We start from the raw sequence: 17,847 nt of genomic DNA, 5'->3' as shown, positions 1-17,847 counted from the left end.
CGGGGCGGCGGGTGACCTCCTGCTTCTTTGGTTTGACAAATATCCTCGGGGGGAGACGGCCATCGGCCGTCGCGGGGGGCAGACAGCCCCCCGGTGCCGCGCGCCTACTCTGCCGCCTTCACCGCACCCGGGTTGTTCGGATGCGTGGTCCAGTTGGCATAGTCCCCGACCTCGCGCCCGGTGCGCGGGTCCACCGTGCCCTTGGGCAGTTGCACCATGGTGATACAGTCCTCCACCGGGCAGACGTTGACGCAGAGATTGCAGGCCACGCATTCGTCGTCCATCACCTCGAACACCCGGTCCGCCGACATGGAGATCGCTTGGTGCGAGGTATCCTCGCAGGCCGCATAGCAGCGCCCGCACTTGATGCAGTCGTCCTGACTGATCCGCGCCTTCGTCACGTAATTCAGGTTCAGGTGCTGCCAGTCCGTGACATTCGGAACCGCCTTGCCGACGAAATCCGAGGTAGAGGCATAGCCCTTCTCGTCCATCCACTGCGACAGGCCCGAGATCATCTCCTGCACCACCTTGAAGCCATAGGTCATGGCCGCCGTGCAGACCTGCACGTTGCCGCAGCCAAGCACCATGAATTCGGCGGCGTCGCGCCAGGTCGTCACCCCGCCGATGCCGCTGATCGGCAGGCCGTGCGTTTCGGGATTGCGTGCGATTTCCGACACCATGGACAGGGCGATCGGCTTGACCGCCGGGCCGCAGTACCCCCCGTGTGATCCCTTGCCGTCGATCGTCGGCTCAGGCGCCATCAGGTCGAGGTCGACATGGGTGATCGAGTTTATCGTGTTGATGAGCGAGACCGCATCCGCCCCGCCAAGCTTTGCCGCCGTGGCAGGCTTGCGGATGTCGGTGATGTTGGGCGTCAGCTTCACGATGACGGGCTTTGAGTAGTACATCTTGCACCACTCCGTCACCATCTGGATGTATTCGGGCACCTGCCCCACGGCCGACCCCATGCCGCGTTCGGACATGCCATGCGGACAGCCGAAGTTCAGCTCGATCCCGTCCGCGCCGGTTTCCTCCACCAGCGGCAGGATCGCCTTCCACGACGCCTCCTCGCACGGGACCATGATCGAGGCGATCAGCGCGCGGTCCGGATAGTCCTTCTTGACCAGCGTCATCTCCTCCAGGTTGCGATAGAGGTCGCGGTCGGTGATCAGTTCGATGTTGTTGAGACCAAGCAGCCGGCGGTCCGCGCCCCAGATCGCGCCATAACGGGGGCCGTTCACGTTGACCACAGGCGGCCCGGCCTCGCCGAGGGTTTTCCAGACGACACCGCCCCAGCCCGCTTCGAACGCGCGGCGCACGTTGTACTCCTTGTCCGTCGGCGGGGCCGAGGCCAGCCAGAACGGGTTCGGAGATTTGATCCCCAGGAAGTCTGTCGTCAGGTCGGCCATGGCTCAGGCTCCTTCGCTTTGGCTGGATTGCAGCAGGACGAGGTTGCCCTCGCTGTCGTGGATCATCACCCATCTCACCGTGGGGTCCCAGGGCGCGTCATCGGGGCCGGAGTGGATCGCCACCCCCGCCGCCTTCAGCCGCGCGGCCTCCGCATCCGCATCGTCGCAGACGAGGTAGAGCGCGGGCTGGCCCTCCGGTCGGGTCAGCTGACCGGAGGGCACGAAATGCAGCATCGTCTCCGCCCCCGGCACGGTCAGGAAAATCCAGCGCCCGCCGGGACCGTAGTCGGCATCGGTCTGCACGCCCATGCCGAGGGTGTCGCGGTAAAATTCAAGCGCCCGCTGGTAATCGGCAACAGGCAGATCGGTGAAGTTGATGCGCTTCAGCCCCATCACGGCTTCCTCAGGATCAATTCGGTTGGCGCGGTCTGACCGGCGGCAATGGCGGCGTTGAAATTGGCCATCCGCACCGGCGCGCCCGCGCCCATCATCACGTGCGGACCAAGCGGCGGCGGCCCGCTCTCTGCCAACTGCGCCTTCATCCGCGCGGTGAAGTCCAGCGCGAAATCCGACCGGTCGCGGGAGGCGTGCAACGTGAACCCCGCCGCTTCTGCCATATCGCGATAGGCGGTGAGCGGTTCCAGGAACGATGTCTCGGGCACGCTGGACCAGGGCAGCGGATAGCCGGGCGATCCGGAGCCCCCGCCACGCATCACGTCGAAGATCGCGAAATGCCCGCCGGGCTTCAGCACACGGAACGCCTCCGCCATCAGGGCGGGCTTGTCGGGGATATTCATGCCCACATGCAGCAGCAGGGCAAGGTCCTGCGATCCGTCCGCGAGCGGCAGGTCGGTGCCGCTGCCCACGACGAACTCCGTCAGATCGGAAAGACCGGTGCGCGACGACAGCTCCCGCGCGAGGTCGATGAATTCCTCCGTCGGGTCGATGCCGGTGACGTGGCAGCCGTGGTGGAAGGCCAACTTGCGCGCCGGACCGCCGACCCCGCAGCCGATGTCCACCACCCGCATGCCGCGCGCCAGCGGCACCTGCGCCAGCAGGTCGTCGGTCGCGCGCCCGCCGCCGGTGTGGAACTCGTCACCGTTCTCGATGTCCTCGTGGCGCAGCGCGTCCGGGTCGGCGCCGGAGGCCCGGATGCCCGCCAGGAACGCCTCGCGCAGGTGACCCGTCGTGTAGTGGGTGTTCAATGCGGCATCGACATCCGGCATGTCCGTCCCCCGTTTCGCGGCGCCTGCGGCAGCCATGAAAAATACCGGTGGCATATCACAAATCCGTCCCCCGGTCTGCACCGCCCTATTCCATCAGCACGGCGTGGATGTCTTCCGCCGCGTCGCGCCCTTCCGCCACGGCGGTCACGGTCAGGTCGTCGCCACCGCTTGCACAGTCGCCCCCGGCCCACACCCCCGCGCGGGAGGTGCGCCCGGCCCCAGTGACGGCGATCTTGCCGCCCGTGAGGTCGATCCCCTGAGGCGTGTCCGCCAGAACCTGACCGACCGCGCGGAAGCACTGGTCTGCGGGAATGCGGATCCGCTCGCCCGTACCGGTCAGCCGTCCGTCGCGGTCTTCGGTATATTCGAACTCCACAGCCTCCAGCGCATCCGAACCATGCAGCGCCACGGGCTGAACATTCGTCAGGATATGAACGCCCTTCGCGCTCGCCAGCTCCTGTTCATAGACCGAGGCCGCCATGCGGTCCTGCCCGCGCCGGTAGGCGATGGTGACGGTCTGCGCGCCAAGCAGCTTCGACTGTACCGCCGCATCCACCGCCGTCATCCCGCCACCGATCACCACCACGTCGCGCCCCACGGGCAGTACGGTCAGGTCGTCAGCCTGCCGCAGGTCGGCAATGAACGACACCGCATCCGCCGCCCCCGACAGGTCGTCGCCCGCTAGGCCAAGCGCATTGACCCCGCCCAGACCCATGCCAAGGAACACGGCGTCATAGTCGGCCGCCAGACCATCGAGCGTCACATCGGCCCCCAGAGTCTGACCGGTCCGCAGTTCAATCCCGCCGATGCGCATCAGCCAGTCCACCTCGGCCTGTGCGAACCCGTTGGTCGACTTGTAACTGGCGATGCCATATTCGTTTAGCCCGCCCGGCTTGGGCCGCGCGTCATAAATCACGACGTCATGCCCCTTCATCGCCAGCCGGTGCGCGCAGGACAGACCCGCCGGACCCGCGCCGACCACGGCGACCCGCTTGCCCGTCGGCGCGGCGCGGTCGAAGGGATGCACGTTCTTCGCCATCAGCCGGTCCGTGGCATAGCGCTGGAGCCGGCCGATCTCCACCGGTTTGCCCTCGGCCACCTCGCGCACGCAGACTTCCTCGCAGAGCGTCTCCGTCGGGCAGACCCGGGCACACATGCCGCCAAGGATGTTCTGCTCGAAGATCGTCTTTGCCGCCGCCTCCGCCGTGCCGGTGGCGATCTGGCGGATGAACAGCGGGATGTCGATCGAGGTCGGGCAGGCCGTCATGCAGGGGGCGTCATGGCAGAAATAGCACCGGTCCGCAGCCACATGCGCCTCGTGCGGATCAAGCGCGGGGTGCAGGTCGGTGAAGTTCTGCGCCAGCTGGTCCGGCGTCAGGCGGCTGGCGGCGATGCCGTCGGTGCGGGGCGAATGGCTCATCTGTGTCTCCGGCGGATGTCCTCCCCCGCAGCGTGGCACGGATCAAAATTTTATCAAATGGTAAATTTATCGACCCGACCCCGCGGACCGATTTCGCCGGCAGAGGATGAAAAACCGGGCAGCGGGATACCTCCCGGCCCGGTTTTGCCCCTGTCACCAAAGACAGTCACGACCCCGAAGGGCCGGGATCACTTCGACTTGGCGATCAGCAGATCCTCGGGATCGGTGCCCGCACCGACAATTTCCTTGTACCAGTCCGGCTGACGCCCGCGACCGCTCCAGGTCATTTCGGGATTTTCCGGGTGGCGGTATTTCGGCGGGTTGACCTTGCGGCCGCGTCCACCGGCCCCGGCCAGTTCGGACAGCGAAAAGCCAAGTTCGGCGGCTTTCGCCTCAAGCTCGGCCAGAGCGGATTTCTTTTTCCGTTCTTCAAAGTTCTTGATTGCGGAATCGACGTCCTTGCGAAGTTTTTTAAGGTCTTCCAGCGACAGGGCGTTCAGGTCGACAGTTGTCATCGGGTCCTCTTTCTTAATCGGATGCTGCGACCGCAGCGTTTAATTACCCCCCAATCACTCACATTCTATCGCAGTATGACCGCGGATTTAAGGTCGCAAGATGCAATTTGTGTCAGATCCCATTACCGGCGAGGCCTTGCCGAAATGATAATGCCCGGGAAAACCCGGGCATTATCCTCATCCTTTAAACTGACGTTAAAGAATCCGAATTTCGTGGAACCAGAAGACTGACCACGTTTTCTACCATCCGCATCCCGGCATCCTGCCCGAGAGACATGATGGATTCCGGATGGAACTGCACCGCGGCCACCGGAAGGTCGCGATGCTCCAGCCCCATGACGATGCCGTCGGATGTCGTCGCGGTCACCCGCAGCGCCTCGGGAAGCGTGTCCATCCGCGCGTGCAGTGAATGATACCGCCCGATCGTCACCGTCTCGGGCAGGCCGTCGAAAACCAGACCGGGGTCGCTCACCCGGATGCGCGAGGGCTTGCCATGCATCGGCACCTCCAGCTGACCGAGCGTCGCCCCGAAATATTCCGCAATTGCCTGCAGCCCGAGACAGACGCCGAAAACCGGCATGCCCCGCGACAGCGCATTCTCGAGCGTCCCCCGGCAATCGAAATCACCCGGCGTGCCGGGTCCGGGGGACAATACGACGAGGTCCGGACGGTAATCGTCGAAAACCGGCCCCGCGACCGGAGTCCGTACGGTCAGAACCTCCGCCCCGGTCTGGCGGAAATAATTCGCAAGAGTATGGACAAAACTGTCCTCGTGATCGACGAGCAGAATGCGCCGCCCCCTGCCCTTCGCAACTCTCCAGCCATCGCCGCCACCGGTGTTGGTGGGCACGTCACCGCGAATGGCCGCCCGCATGGCGCTGGCCTTCAGCTCCGTCTCCGCCTCTTCCTCGTCCGGGTCGCTGTCATAGAGAAGCGTGGCCCCGGCGCGCACCTCCGCCACCCCGTCCTTGATGCGGATGGTGCGCAGGGTCAGCCCGGTGTTCATGTCGCCGTCGAACCCGATGGCCCCGACCGCGCCGCCGTACCAGAAGCGTGTGCTCTTCTCGTGCTTCTCGATGAACCGCATCGCCCAGAGCTTCGGCGCCCCGGTCACCGTCACCGCCCATGCGTGGGACAGGAAGGCGTCGAAGGCGTCCATGCCGGCACGCAGCCGCCCTTCGATATGATCGACGGTGTGGATCAGGCGCGAATACATCTCGATCTGCCGCCGCCCGATCACCCGCACCGACCCCGGATCGCAGACCCGGGACTTGTCGTTGCGGTCCACGTCGGAACACATCGTCAGTTCGCTCTCGTCCTTCTTGGACTGCAAAAGCTTCAGGATCTGCTCGCTGTCCTCGATCGCATCCGCGCCCCGCTTGATGGTGCCGGAAATCGGGCAGGTCTCCACCCGCCGCCCCGTAACGCGCACGAACATCTCGGGGCTCGCGCCGACCAGATATTCCCGCTCGCCAAGGTTCATGATGAAACCGAAGGGCGCCGGGTTGATCTTCTTCAGCCGCTTGAAGATGGCCGAGGGGCTGTCCTTGCAGGGTTCATAGAACACCTGTCCCGGCACCACCTCGAACAGGTCGCCGCGCAGAAAGCTCTTCTTGGCCTGCCGCACCAGCTCCGCATATTCGCCCGGCGCATGATCGCCGCGCGGCACGTCCTGCCGCCCGGTTTCGAACGGCTCTTCCGCGCCGCCCCCGGCCAGCCCTTCGGTGCTCAGCCCGTTGCCGGCGATTTCATATCGATAGCGCACGGCGCTGGCCGAGTAGTGATCCGCCACCAGCAGGTCATCGGCCAGGAACAGCACCAGGTCGCGCTGGTCGGCGGGACGATCGAGGTGATACGCGATCGGCTCGAACTGGAAGGCCAGGTCATAGCCGAACGCGCCGTAAAGCCCGAGGTGATGATCCTCCTCCGACCGGAACAGCCCGACGATGGCCCTGAGCACCGAGAAGACGGAGGGCGCACGCGAGCGCTCCTCCTCGTTGTAGACCCGTTCGGGATCGCGGATGCGCAGCCGCAGCCGGTTCTCTCCCGCCTCGAAGGCCGCGACCTCCGGCAGCCCCTCGATCACCGGTCGCAGCAGCGACAGCAGAACGCCCCCGCGCGGGTTCAGCGCGGAAATCGCCATGTCCCGCCCGCGCGACTCGATCATCACCGGGGGCTCGGCAAAGCCGAACTCCCACCTCGTGTAACGGCCGGGGTATTCGTAATTCGACGAAAACAGCGCCCCGCGATGCGCGTCGAGCTGTTCGGCAAGGCGATTGGTGTCGTTGTGGTAATCGGCGGGGATCTCGCGCCGGGTGACGGTCAGGCCGCCGGCGGTCTGGTAGGTCAGATCGGTCATGGGTGGTCTCGCATTCGGATGCGGCTGGCCCGGTCGGCCGCCACGATGGCAGGAAATAGGCTCAGCTGCGGTTCACGCCGCGCCATCGCCCTCCGATCTGATCGCCCTGCCACAGGATGCCGGTCATGGCACGTCCCTCTTGTTCAACGCGGCAGGAGTACCAAGCCGCCTGCCCCTTGTAAATGGGTCGCCGGAGGGGCGCTGCCCCTCGCCCCGTCCGGGGCTCACCCCGGGATATTTCAGGCAAGATGAAAGCCCCCTCTCTGGTCCGTCAAATATGCTCGGCGGGCGCCGCGGCGCGCGGCGAGGGGCAGAGAGCCCCCGGACCGGTCGATGGCCCCTCGACCCCGCCCGGTCCTGCACCTAAGGTCGCCCGCGACCCACAGACGAGAGACCCCTCATGACACTGCCCCCGCTCCCCGACCGCCCGCTCGATGTCTGCGTCTACGGCGCCGGTGCCATCGGCGGCGTCATTGCCGCCCTGCTGACCAACGCCCGGAACCAGGGCGATCTGGGCGCGGTGACCGTTGTGGCGCGCGGCGCGCATCTGGCGGCGATGCAGGACGCGGGCCTGCGCCTGCGGCGCCCCGACGGAACGGTGGAGACGATCCCCGTCACCGCCACCGGCGATCCCGACAGCCTGCCACCGCAGGACGTGGTCATCACCGCCCTGAAGGGCCACCAGATCGCGCCGCTTTCCGGCACCCTCGCCCGTCTTCTCGCCCCGCATGGCCGCATCCTTCCGGTCGTGAACGGCGTTCCCTGGTGGTACCCGGTCCCCGATGGCAGCGGCGGCGTGAAGGGCGTCGGGGAGGTCGACCCCGGCGGTGTGCTCTGGCGCGACATCGGACCGGAGCGCGCGATCGGCTCCATCGCCTATCTCGGCGCGTCGAACCCGGAACCGGGGCTGATCTCCTACGACATCGAGGGCTATCTCGACCTCGGCCGCCTGCCCGGACAGGACCGCAGCGACGTCGCCCGCATCGCCGGACTGCTGCGCGCCGCCGGTTGGAACATCCGGGAAACCGACCCCTTCGCCGATGCGCTCTGGACCAAGATGATGTCGAACTGCGCGCTCAATTCCGTCGCCGCCATCACCCGCACCGCCAGCGCGGAGAACCTGAAGACCCCCGCCATCCGCGCCTTCACCGCCGCCATCATGGAGGAGGTCCGCGCCATTGCCGCGGCGGAGGGCGCGACCATCGCCATGCCGACCGACAAGCGGCTGGACCTGGCGATGCGCAACCCGTTCAAGGCCTCCACCCTGCAGGATCTGGAAAAGGGCCGCCCGATGGAGATCGACCCGATCTTTGCCGCCGCCGCGGCCGTCGGCCGTGCGCGCGGCGTCCCCTGCCCCATGCTGGAGCTGGCGACGGGAATCCTTCAGGCGGTTGAAGCGACGCGGGAGCTTTAGGCGGCCTCAGCCTTCGACATCGGCGGACTGCAGCCACAGCTCGACCAGCCGTTCCCGGATCGGCACGAAGGCGTCGAGCGCGAAGATGTAGATCCCGAAATGCTTGAGGTCCGAGACCTCGTCCACCGGCTGCGTGATACAGAGGAAGGCCGCGTCGTAATCCCCCTCGGCCAGCGCGCGACGAAGCCGGCGCAGGGCCGCGCCGAAGGGGTTGCCGGTTTCGCGCAGCCGCGCCAGCAACGCCGCGGGCCCGGTTTCCCTCTCGTCCGCAATCGTCGCATAGGTGTCGCGCGGGCGGTCCGGTTCCTCCAGTTCCCAGATCACCCGGCGGACCATGTCGGACCAGAGCCGTTCTCCGGCGGACAGGGTCTGATCGACCTCGGAATAAAGCGCCTCGCGCGGTGTCATCGTGTCATCCTACTTGTCGCATTCCGTCGCCGTGCCGGCCCGGACCGCCCCCTTCAGCGCGACGGACTGGTTCTTTTCGTTCCAGGGCGTCGGATAGTATCCCCCGCCGTCCCTGGCCATCTTCGCCTCGATCTCGGCCACGCTGCCGAAGGGCGCGATCGTGTCATACTTCGCGCTCGGCCCGCCCGCCTTGGGGAAGTAAATCTGCGGCTGCCCGCCCTCGAGCAGCAGATCGGGGTGCTTCTTGCTGCGCTGCGCGGCGATGTCGCCCATGATGCCGTATTTCGGCGGCGGGGCCTTCATCTTCACGTAACCGTCCGCGCTGTTCCATTCCTGAAGCACCGCGTTGCCGTTGCGCCATTCGGCCTCGGTCTGGGCCGGCTTGCGCGGCGACCAGAATTCGCCGCCCGCTGAATAGTCGCTCTGGACCACGCGGTAGATTTCGCAGGGGTCCTCCTCGAAGTTCCGCAGGCGCGGTTTTCCGTCGAAAGTCCTGAGCACATCGTAGAGTTCCCCGGTCGAGTAGTTCTTGAACGGGTTATCCGGCCCCAGGGCGTCCAGCTCTTTCTTCAGCTCGGGCAGCAGCGCACGCAGTTCCTTCTTGCGGACGAGTTCGTCCTGCTCGAACTTCCGCAGGTCGATCGGCACGGCGCCGACGTCGGGGGCGTTCGGATCGAAATCCGCGCGTTTGAACTTCTCCGCGAACTCCTTCCAGGTCTTGAATACCTTGATTTCGATCACCGCCTCGGTCACCCGCCGCACGATGATGGCGCTGCGGTTCTGTCCTTTCGCCACGAAGGACGCCGCCTCCTTCAGTCCCTTCCTCAGCAGGTCGGCAACGTATTTCGCGCTTTCGGGGATCTTGTCGGCGGCCAGCTTCTTCACCACCTCGATCTGCGCCACAAGCTGCGCCACCGCCGCCTTGTTCACCCAGCCCACGGTCGAGGTGATGCGCCCGGACAGGATGTCGAGATAGTCCTGGAACTGCTTCACGAAATCGCCCGAGCGCGCAACGAGTTCGTCGGCGACCTTGTTGATCGTCCGCACGCCGTTGATCTTGAACCCCAGCTTGTTGGCGCAGCGATTGATGAGGATCAGGATCTCGCCGATATTGCCGAGGTTCTTGAACGTCAGCCGCACGATCCCCTTGGCCAGCGACCCGAGCGTCGGGATCAGCCCGATCAGGCAGGCCACCACCCCGACCCAGACCCAGGGATCGTTGTGTCGCTTGTCCCAGATCAGCATCTTGGCATGGGCGGCCAGGTCGCGCGCGTCGCCGATCTGGTCCACCACCGGCACCATGGTAACCACCGTATTGGCGATGATCTGAGAGGTCGTCATGTCCTCGTTGAAATCGCCCATGAGCGTGCCGCCGACCCAGCTCAGCCCGTCCTTTGTGGTCTCGGTGATATAGTCGACGCTTTTCTCGAACCAGCCGCGCTCGTCCTTGACGGGGTTCGGCTCCTCGTAGGGGATCACGTCGTCGGGGTCGTCGTAGAAATAGACCTCCACCTCGCCGTCGTAGTCTCCAAGGTCGACATGCACGTAGGAATGGGCAGAGCCTTCGGTGACGGTGAGCGGCCCCTCGGCGATGATCTCGCCGCCCGGCTCACCGTTGTTGGGCTTCTGGACGACGTAGACCGCGTCGGTCACCGGGGACTTGTCGGTATATTCGTAGCGCACATGCACCCAGTTGCCGAGGTGACAGGCCGCGCAGCCGCCGCCCGTGCCCTCCCCCGACTGGCCCGCCGCCACGGCCTGTGCGTTGGCATATTCGCCGGACTGGTCGGTCATGCCGCCGTCCTCCTGCCAAGCACCGCACGCAGCGCCGCCACCGGGTCCGGCTGATGCAGCGCGGCGAGCAGCGGGCGGTGCAGCGGGTCCGACAGCACCCAGGGCCCCCAGGTCATCGCCAGCCGCAGATGCGCCAGCCGCACCGGACGGTCCGGCGACAGGCCCGCCAGATCGGCCTGCGCCCCGCACTCCGCGACGAAGCGGTCGCGCATCTCCGAACGCTCCAGCCCCGCTGCCGGCCAGCAGGTCGCGGGAAGCGCGCCGGTTTCCTCGAGCATGGCGAGGTCCGCGACCACCGCAGGAAGCGCCCGCCCCGCAATCGCCACCTGGAACAGCGGCACCTGCTTGAGCGCCTGTTCAAGCCGCAGCGCCCGCAGGCCCGGCGCCGGGCCGGATACCAGCAGCGTCCCGGCCACCAGGGCCTGCAGCCGCGGGTCGTTCAGGAAATATGTGCCGAGGTAGAGCGCACAAACCGCCACCCGCCCGATGTCCGACCGCCGCGTGAACCCGACATGCGCCAGTTGCCCGGATAGCCAGACGATGCTCTCCGCCAGCGGACCGGGACCCGACAGGCCAAGCGCCGCGCATTGCCCCGGCGTGACAGCAACCAGATCCCCCGCCAGCTTGCGCGCATAGGCATCCCGCACCACCGCATCGAACCGCGCCCGGTCCTCCGCCGTCAGCAGAGGCGGGCCCGGCGCGCGCTCCCACGCCCGTTCGGGCAGGTCGATCACCAGCGGGCGGTTGTCGCTGATGCCGATCACCCGCCGGATCACCGCCTCCTCCGCGCCGAGGAACGGCGTGTGCCGCCCGTCCGTCCATGCGCCAAGCGTCGCCGGCTCCCAGAAGCACTGGTAGAACCACGCCCCGGCCTCGTCGCGGATCCGCGTGTATCTCCGCAGGTGCCGGACAAGCGCTGACAGCGGGGCCGGGCTGCGCAGCACGACGAAAGCCTCCTGCGCCCACAGGAACAGCGGAGAATCCGCCGCCGTGAACATCTGCTGGACCAGCCGGTTGCCGTCCTCGATCCGCACGACCCAGGGCGCGACCTCTCCCATCTCCTCGAAGGCCTCGCCCTGGAACAGGCAGGCGTGTTCAAGCCCCGACATCGCCAATCTCTGCGGCAGCGCGTCGATCTTGGCGCCGTTCAGAATGGCGTAGGTCGGGCAGTCCTCACCCGCAACCGGCCCGAAGACCATGTCGTGCAGATTGTCGGGAACGGACTTCGGCGCGATGACCCCGAATTGCATGTCCAGCGGGTCGACCGGATCGCCGCACACCAGTTTCGCCGCGGGAGGAGGTCCCGCGGGCGCGGCGCTCATCTCCGCAAGGGAACCGGAATTTTCGAATCCGCGCATACAGATACCGGCAAATCACTCCGATCAATCGGGGGCACGATACCCGCATCCCCCTGCGGCACAAGCGCCTTGATCCGCCGCAAGCCGGGCGGCTCTCACCGTCCTGCGCATCGGAACCGCGGCAGACACAACCTCTTGTATGAGCCCCTCACAAATGGCCGCAACCCAGAGCGGTATTTTTGTCCGGACGATCAACAATGATTGACGACTCAGCAGAATTGGGCGCAGCATTACCCGGCGTTAACTCCAAATTCTTCCACTATTTCCCGCATAGATATCCGAGAGTCTCTCCGATGACATTCCCCTTGAAACCGCTCGCCGCATTGCTGTGTGCGAGCATCCTCGCGTCCCCCGCCAACGCCTTCACCCTCTCCAACGGGACCGGAGACGGCACCCTCACGGTCGAGGTGGACGCCTACGGCTCCTTCGGCACCGCCTTCATCGGGACCGAGGCCGGCGGCGCGATCTACGACCCGATCGGCGCCAACGGACCGGCGACCACCGTGTTCGAAAGCTTCGTCTATTTCCCCTTCGTGAACGGCCGCGTTCCCGCTGGCAGCGCCGCGACACGCACCGCAACCGTCGTTTCGCAAAGCGGGACGGAACTGGTCACGAACTTCGGCGTCAACCTGCTGAACATCACCCTGACGCAGCGCCTGCTCGATTCCTTCGAAGGCTCGACGCGGGTCGGCACGGTCCTGAGCCAGCAGTTTTCCATCACCAACGCCGACGTGCAGAACAGCTTCGACATCGTCCGCTACATCGACGGGGACCTCGATTTCGACGGCAGCATCGCGGATGCCGGTGGCCGGATCTCCCTCGCCGGACGCGAAGTGCTTTTCGAAACCGACAGCACCACCAACGGGTCCAACACCGATACCTTCGTCGGCATCAGCCGCACCGTCACCGGCATGACCCTGCCCGGCGGCAGCCAGTCCTTCGAGATCGATTCCTACTCCGGCCTCCGCTCCCGCATCGCGTCCGGCAGCCCGCTGGACAACACGGTGGCCGGCGACAACGACAACGACGGCTTCACCGACGGCGTCTACGACATCACCATGGCGCAGCTGAACCACGTCGTGCTGGCGCCGAACCAGACGATCACCTACACGACCAACACGCTGTTCGGCAACGCCGTGCCCCCGGCCCCCGGGTCGTCCGAGGCCGCACCGCTGCTGCCCGACAACGTCGGTCCGCAGGGCGGGTTCGAGTTCAACATCCCCGCAAGCGACATCGTGACCGGTCAGGTGATCTTCATCGACCCGGTCATCGCCACCGGCTACACCTACGAAGTCACCGGGGCGAGCTTCTCTGCCGTGCAGGCGCCGAGCATCGGCACCGTGGCGGACGGCGACGGCCAGTACACGCTGACCTTCGGCGCGACCAGCGTCACCCTGTTGTCGGGACAGATCTACACCTTCGATACCCCGGTCGAATATTTCACCATCACCGGCATCGACCCGGACCTGATGCTCGACCCCGACAACAACCTCGCCTTCGTGACCGGCATCGCCCTGACCAACGTACAGGCCAATACCTTCGTCACGATCGTCCAGACCCCGATCACCGAAGTTGTCGGCGCGGTGCCGCTGCCCGCCGGTCTGCTGCTCATGGGCTCCGCCTTTGCCGGTCTGGGCCTGATGCGCCGCCGCAGGGTATCGATTTGACCGGAGACCTGTCTCGAACGACACGGAGGGCCGCCGTCGCGCGGCCCTCTCTCTGTCTCGGCCCCGCGCTTGTCCTGCTCCTCTCTGCCCTCCCGGCTGAGGCCGCCGACAACAACGGCGCTTTCGCGATCGATGGCATCGGCCTGCGCAGCTGCGCCGATTTCACCAGGGCGCTGGACGACCGCAACCGCGACCAGATCATAGCCTTTTCCAGCTGGACGGACGGTTTTGTCTCCGGCTCCAACGTGTTTGCGCAGGACACCTACGATCTGACCCCCTGGCAGGCGTCCGAACTGATCCAGGCCAAGCTCGCAAAATACTGCCGCGAGAACCCCGAAGACGCCTATGTCACCGCCACCGGAAAGCTGGTCGGCGCGCTGCAGCCGCAGCGCATGACGGCGGCCGAGGAACTGGTGTCCGTGCGTGTCGGCGACCGGGGCGTCTATATCTACCCAAGCGTCCTGACCCGCGTCCGTGCACGCCTGATCGCCGAAGGCATCGACGTCCCGACGCCCGAGGGCAGCTTTGACGACGCCTTTGCCAGGGCTTTGCAGAGCTATCAGAAAAAGGCCGGATTGCCGGAAAGCGGCCTGCCCGACCTGCCGACGATGAACGCCCTTTTCCCCTGACCCTTAGCGCATTCCCCCGGCCCGGAACCGGGGGAACAGACCGTCAGATCAGCCAAGCGCCGCGTCACACCGCGCGCAGGTGCCGGGGTGGGAATGCGTGCCGACGTCCGGAAGGATCTTCCAGCAGCGCTGGCACTTCTCGCCCTCCGCCTCCTCGAAGACCACGGCCACGCCCGGCACCTCCGGCAGGCGGAACGCCTCTGCCGGGGCCGGATCGCCGGTCAGCGAGATGTCCGAGGTGATGCAGATATCCTCGAACGCCACGGTCTTCAGCGCCTCCAGCATCGCGCCATCCTCGACATGCACCACCGGCGCCGCCTCGAGCGAGGCACCGATCACCTTCTCCGTCCGCTGGATCTCAAGCGCCGCCGTGACCGCGCGCCGGGCGGAACGCACCTTACTCCATTTGGCCGCCAGCGCATCGTCCCGCCAGTCCGCCGGAGTGTCGGGGAAGTCGACCAGATGCACCGAAGACTCCTCGCCCGGATACCGCTCCAGCCAGACCTCTTCCATCGTGAAGACCAGAACCGGCGCAAGCCAGGTGGTCAGCCGGTGGAACAGGATGTCGAGCACGGTGCGCGCCGCCTTGGCGCGAGCCGTGTCGCCGTCGCAATAGAGCGCGTCCTTGCGGATGTCGAAATAGAAGGCCGACAGGTCCACCGTGGCAAAGTCGAACACCGCGCGGAACACACCCTGGTAGTTGAAGGAGGCATAGCCCTCCCGCACCTGCTGATCCAGCTCCGCCAGCCGATGCAGGACCCACCGTTCCAGTTCCGGCATCTCCTCCGGCGCGACCCGGTGCTCTTCCCGGAAATCCCCGAGAGAGCCGAGCATGAAGCGCATCGTGTTGCGCAGCCGCCGGTAGCTGTCCGCCGTCCCCTTGAGGATCTCCGGCCCGATGCGCTGGTCGGCGGAATAATCCGCCTGCGCCACCCAGAGCCGCAGGATATCCGCCCCGTATTCCTTCACCACCTTCTCGGGCACGATGGTGTTGCCAAGCGATTTGGACATCTTGTTGCCCTTCTCGTCCAGCGTGAACCCGTGCGTCACCACGTTCCGGTAAGGCGCGCGCCCCTTCGTCCCGCAGGCCTGCAGCATCGAGGAATGGAACCATCCCCGGTGCTGGTCGGTGCCTTCAAGGTAGACATCCGCGATCCCCTCGGGCGCACCATCGGCCCGGTCACGCAGCACGAAGGCATGGGTGGAGCCGGAATCGAACCACACGTCGAGAACGTCGAACACCTGTTCATAGTCGTCCGGGTTCGCCGCATCCCCGATGAACCGCGCCTTCGCGCCCTCTGCGTACCAGACATCCGCGCCGCCCTGTTCGAACGCCTCCGCGATCCGGGCATTCACGCCCGCATCCCGCAGCAGGAAATCCGCATCGGTCGGCAGAGCGCCCTTCTTCACGAAGCAGGTCAGCGGCACGCCCCAGGCCCGCTGGCGGGACAGAACCCAGTCCGGCCGCGCCTCGATCATCGAATACAGCCGGTTGCGTCCGGTCTTCGGCCACCACTTCACCAACTGGTCGATGGAGGTCAGCGCCCTTTGGCGGATCGTCTCGCCATAGCTGTCGTCACCCCCGGCAGGCTTGTCGATGGCGGCGAACCATTGCGGCGTGTTGCGGAAGATGATCGGTGCCTTCGACCGCCAGCTGTGCGGGTAGGAATGCGTCACCCGTCCGCGCGCCAGCAGCCCCCCGACCTCGACCAGCTTGTCGATGACGGCGGTGTTGGCCTTACCCTCCTTGCCCTTCGCGTCGAGCACATGGAGACCGGCGAAGAACGGCACATGCGGCAGGAACTCGGATTCCTCGCCCACGTTGTGGGTCATCCGGTCCAGCCAGTTCCGCTTGACGAAGCATTCGTAGTCATCCGCCCCGTGCGATGGCGCGGTATGCACGAACCCGGTCCCCGCGTCGTCGGTGACATGGTCGCCGTCGATCATCGGAACCTCGTAGTCCCAGAAGCCGTCAGCGCCTTCGGCCCCGGCGAGGGGGTGCTCCAGAACCAGCCCCTCCAGTTCCTCCGCGCTCACATCGCGCAGGCGGCGGTACATTGACGGTTCCAGCCGCGCCCGGCCAAGCACCTCTTCCGCCAGCGCGTCGGCCAGCAGGTAACGGTCGCCAATGGTCGCCCAGCATTCCTCGGGCCGCCCGGTGACCTCGTAAAGCCCATAGGCGATCTTGGGATTATAGGCGACGGCCTTGTTGGACGGGATCGTCCAGGGCGTCGTGGTCCAGATCACAACCTTCATCCCCAGCATGTCCGACGCCGGAGAGGCAGGCCCTGCCTTCACAACCCGGAACGGCACCCAGATCGTATGGCTCTTGTGATCGTGATACTCGATCTCCGCCTCGGCCAGCGCGGTCTTCTCGACCGGAGACCACATCACCGGCTTCGACCCCTGGTAGAGCGTCCCGTTCATGAGGAATTTCATGAACTCCTCCGCGATCACCCGTTCCGCATGGAAATCCATCGTCAGATACGGATCCGCCCAGTTCCCGGTGACGCCGAGCCGCTTGAACTCCTCCCGCTGCACGTCGATCCAGCCCTCGGCGAACTTGCGGCATTCCTGGCGGAAGTCCACGACCGGGACGGCGTCCTTGTCGAGCCCCTTGGCGCGGTACTGTTCCTCGATCTTCCACTCGATCGGCAGGCCGTGGCAGTCCCATCCGGGGATGTAGCGCGCATCGAACCCCATCATCTGGTGCGAGCGCACGACCATATCCTTGAGGATCTTGTTCAGCGCGTGCCCGATATGCAGATGCCCGTTGGCATAGGGAGGGCCGTCGTGCAGCACGAAGGGTTTCCGCCCCTCAAGCTTGCGCAGCCGGTCGTAGACCCCGATCCGGGACCAGCGCTCCAGCCAGTCCGGTTCGCGTTTGGGAAGTCCCGCGCGCATCGGGAAATCGGTCTTCGGCAGGTTCAGGGTGTCTTTGTAGTCGGGTGTCGTATCGGGCGTGTCGGCGCACATGTCTTGCGGTCCGTCTCTTGATCGTCAGGTCTGGGATGAGGGGCGGCGCGGTGTCCCATGCGCCTTGTCCCGGCGTCTCTGCTCAGAGCGCCGGGCCGCTAATTCGGAGGATGATCGCGAAATATCCCATCTCGCCCGCCTTATAGGCCCGCCCCCGGTGAGGGTAAAGCGGCGAAACGTCCCGGGGTTCGGGTTGGTGTGAGGTGGAGAGACGGTGCGACGGTGAGCTTCCCGTCATCCTCGGACTTGACCCGGAGGTCTAAGGAAGCCACGAGATCCTCGGATCAAGTCCGAGGATGACAGCACATCGCAACAGAGGGCAGCGCCTATCCGGGCCGCTGGCGCGGCCGCTTCGGGCGGGGTGAGGACCTCGTCGCCCGCACACGGTCATCCCCCGGCATGACCCGAGGATCTCCCGAAGCTACGAGACTGCGCCCGGCACCACAGAGGGCAGTGCCTGTCCGCGGAGAGGCGCTCGCGACACCGGAGGTCGCCGCTTTATCCCGCCGTGAAAGCCCCCCGCTCAATCCCCGCGCCTGCGGTGACGAAGCGCCTGTCCCGGGGGCGGACAGGCGCTGCCCGGGCCGCTGTCGCGTCCACATCGGCAGGGCAAGGACCTCGTCGCCCGAACACGGTCATCCTCCGGCATGACCGGAGGATCTCCCCGGAGGA

The 17,847-nt window shown here is 66.1% G+C and carries 13 protein-coding genes; 3 read left to right on the top strand and 10 right to left on the bottom strand.

The genetic code is table 11. From position 1 onward, the window contains the following. Positions 1–104 precede the first annotated feature (104 nt). The 6 genes from preA to IEV87_RS04145 all read right to left on the bottom strand — a co-directional run bounded on the left by preA (position 105) and on the right by IEV87_RS04145 (position 6,929). Positions 105–1,409, bottom strand: coding sequence for an NAD-dependent dihydropyrimidine dehydrogenase subunit PreA (gene preA / locus IEV87_RS04170; RefSeq protein ID WP_188476411.1), 1,305 nt, complete (start codon positions 1,407–1,409; stop codon positions 105–107). A gap of 3 nt (positions 1,410–1,412) precedes the next feature. Further along, the gene (locus tag IEV87_RS04165; protein WP_188476410.1) at positions 1,413–1,802 is read right to left on the bottom strand and encodes a VOC family protein; all 390 of its coding nucleotides are present in this window, start codon (positions 1,800–1,802) and stop codon (positions 1,413–1,415) included. After that, a complete protein-coding gene (locus tag IEV87_RS04160; protein WP_188476409.1) occupies positions 1,802–2,689 on the bottom strand; it encodes a class I SAM-dependent methyltransferase in 888 nt (295 codons plus the stop codon). The genes IEV87_RS04165 and IEV87_RS04160 overlap by 1 nt, the downstream gene beginning before the upstream one ends. 31 nt (positions 2,690–2,720) lie before the next feature. Continuing rightward, positions 2,721–4,055 (bottom strand): NAD(P)-dependent oxidoreductase, encoded by a 1,335-nt coding sequence (locus tag IEV87_RS04155; RefSeq protein ID WP_188476408.1) that lies wholly within the window; start codon positions 4,053–4,055, stop codon positions 2,721–2,723. 188 nt (positions 4,056–4,243) lie between these two features. Then, on the bottom strand, positions 4,244–4,570 hold the full coding sequence (locus IEV87_RS04150; protein WP_188476407.1) for an H-NS histone family protein: 327 nt from the start codon (positions 4,568–4,570) through the stop codon (positions 4,244–4,246). 184 nt (positions 4,571–4,754) lie between these two features. After that, positions 4,755–6,929, bottom strand: a complete 2,175-nt coding sequence (locus tag IEV87_RS04145) for an anthranilate synthase component I (RefSeq protein WP_188476406.1) — start codon at positions 6,927–6,929, stop codon at positions 4,755–4,757. Positions 6,930–7,329: 400 nt separating this feature from the next. On the opposite strand from IEV87_RS04145, the gene IEV87_RS04140 reads away from it, so the two are divergent. Then, positions 7,330–8,343, top strand: a complete 1,014-nt coding sequence (locus IEV87_RS04140; RefSeq protein WP_188476405.1) for a ketopantoate reductase family protein — start codon at positions 7,330–7,332, stop codon at positions 8,341–8,343. Positions 8,344–8,349: 6 nt separating this feature from the next. Here IEV87_RS04140 and IEV87_RS04135 read toward each other — a convergent pair whose 3' ends face one another. The 3 genes from IEV87_RS04135 to IEV87_RS04125 are packed head-to-tail and all read right to left on the bottom strand — an operon-like array spanning position 8,350 to position 11,903. After that, positions 8,350–8,751: a hypothetical protein gene (locus tag IEV87_RS04135; protein ID WP_188476404.1), complete on the bottom strand. Its 402-nt coding sequence runs from the start codon at positions 8,749–8,751 to the stop codon at positions 8,350–8,352. Between the two features lie 9 nt (positions 8,752–8,760). Then, positions 8,761–10,545, bottom strand: coding sequence for a hypothetical protein (locus tag IEV87_RS04130; protein WP_188476403.1), 1,785 nt, complete (start codon positions 10,543–10,545; stop codon positions 8,761–8,763). Further along, entirely contained in the window at positions 10,542–11,903 is a 1,362-nt protein-coding gene (locus IEV87_RS04125) for a DUF4123 domain-containing protein (protein WP_188476402.1), read from the bottom strand. The genes IEV87_RS04130 and IEV87_RS04125 overlap by 4 nt, the downstream gene beginning before the upstream one ends. Before the next feature lie 293 nt (positions 11,904–12,196). On the opposite strand from IEV87_RS04125, the gene IEV87_RS04120 reads away from it, so the two are divergent. Then, positions 12,197–13,570 (top strand): VPLPA-CTERM sorting domain-containing protein, encoded by a 1,374-nt coding sequence (locus IEV87_RS04120; protein ID WP_188476401.1) that lies wholly within the window; start codon positions 12,197–12,199, stop codon positions 13,568–13,570. After that, positions 13,567–14,199 carry a peptidoglycan-binding domain-containing protein gene (locus tag IEV87_RS04115; RefSeq protein WP_188476400.1) on the top strand — a complete coding sequence of 211 codons (633 nt, stop codon included), beginning with the start codon at positions 13,567–13,569 and terminating at the stop codon, positions 14,197–14,199. The genes IEV87_RS04120 and IEV87_RS04115 overlap by 4 nt, the downstream gene beginning before the upstream one ends. 48 nt (positions 14,200–14,247) lie before the next feature. Here the strand turns inward: IEV87_RS04115 and ileS are convergent, their stop codons facing one another. Beyond that, complete coding sequence (gene ileS / locus IEV87_RS04110; RefSeq protein ID WP_188476399.1) at positions 14,248–17,175, bottom strand: isoleucine--tRNA ligase; 2,928 nt, start codon at positions 17,173–17,175, stop codon at positions 14,248–14,250. Between the last annotated feature and the right edge of the window lie 672 nt (positions 17,176–17,847).

Source organism: Primorskyibacter flagellatus, from assembly GCF_014638275.1.
In the GTDB taxonomy this organism is placed as follows: domain Bacteria; phylum Pseudomonadota; class Alphaproteobacteria; order Rhodobacterales; family Rhodobacteraceae; genus Pseudooceanicola; species Pseudooceanicola flagellatus_A.
This window is presented reverse-complemented; position numbering and strand designations above follow the sequence as displayed.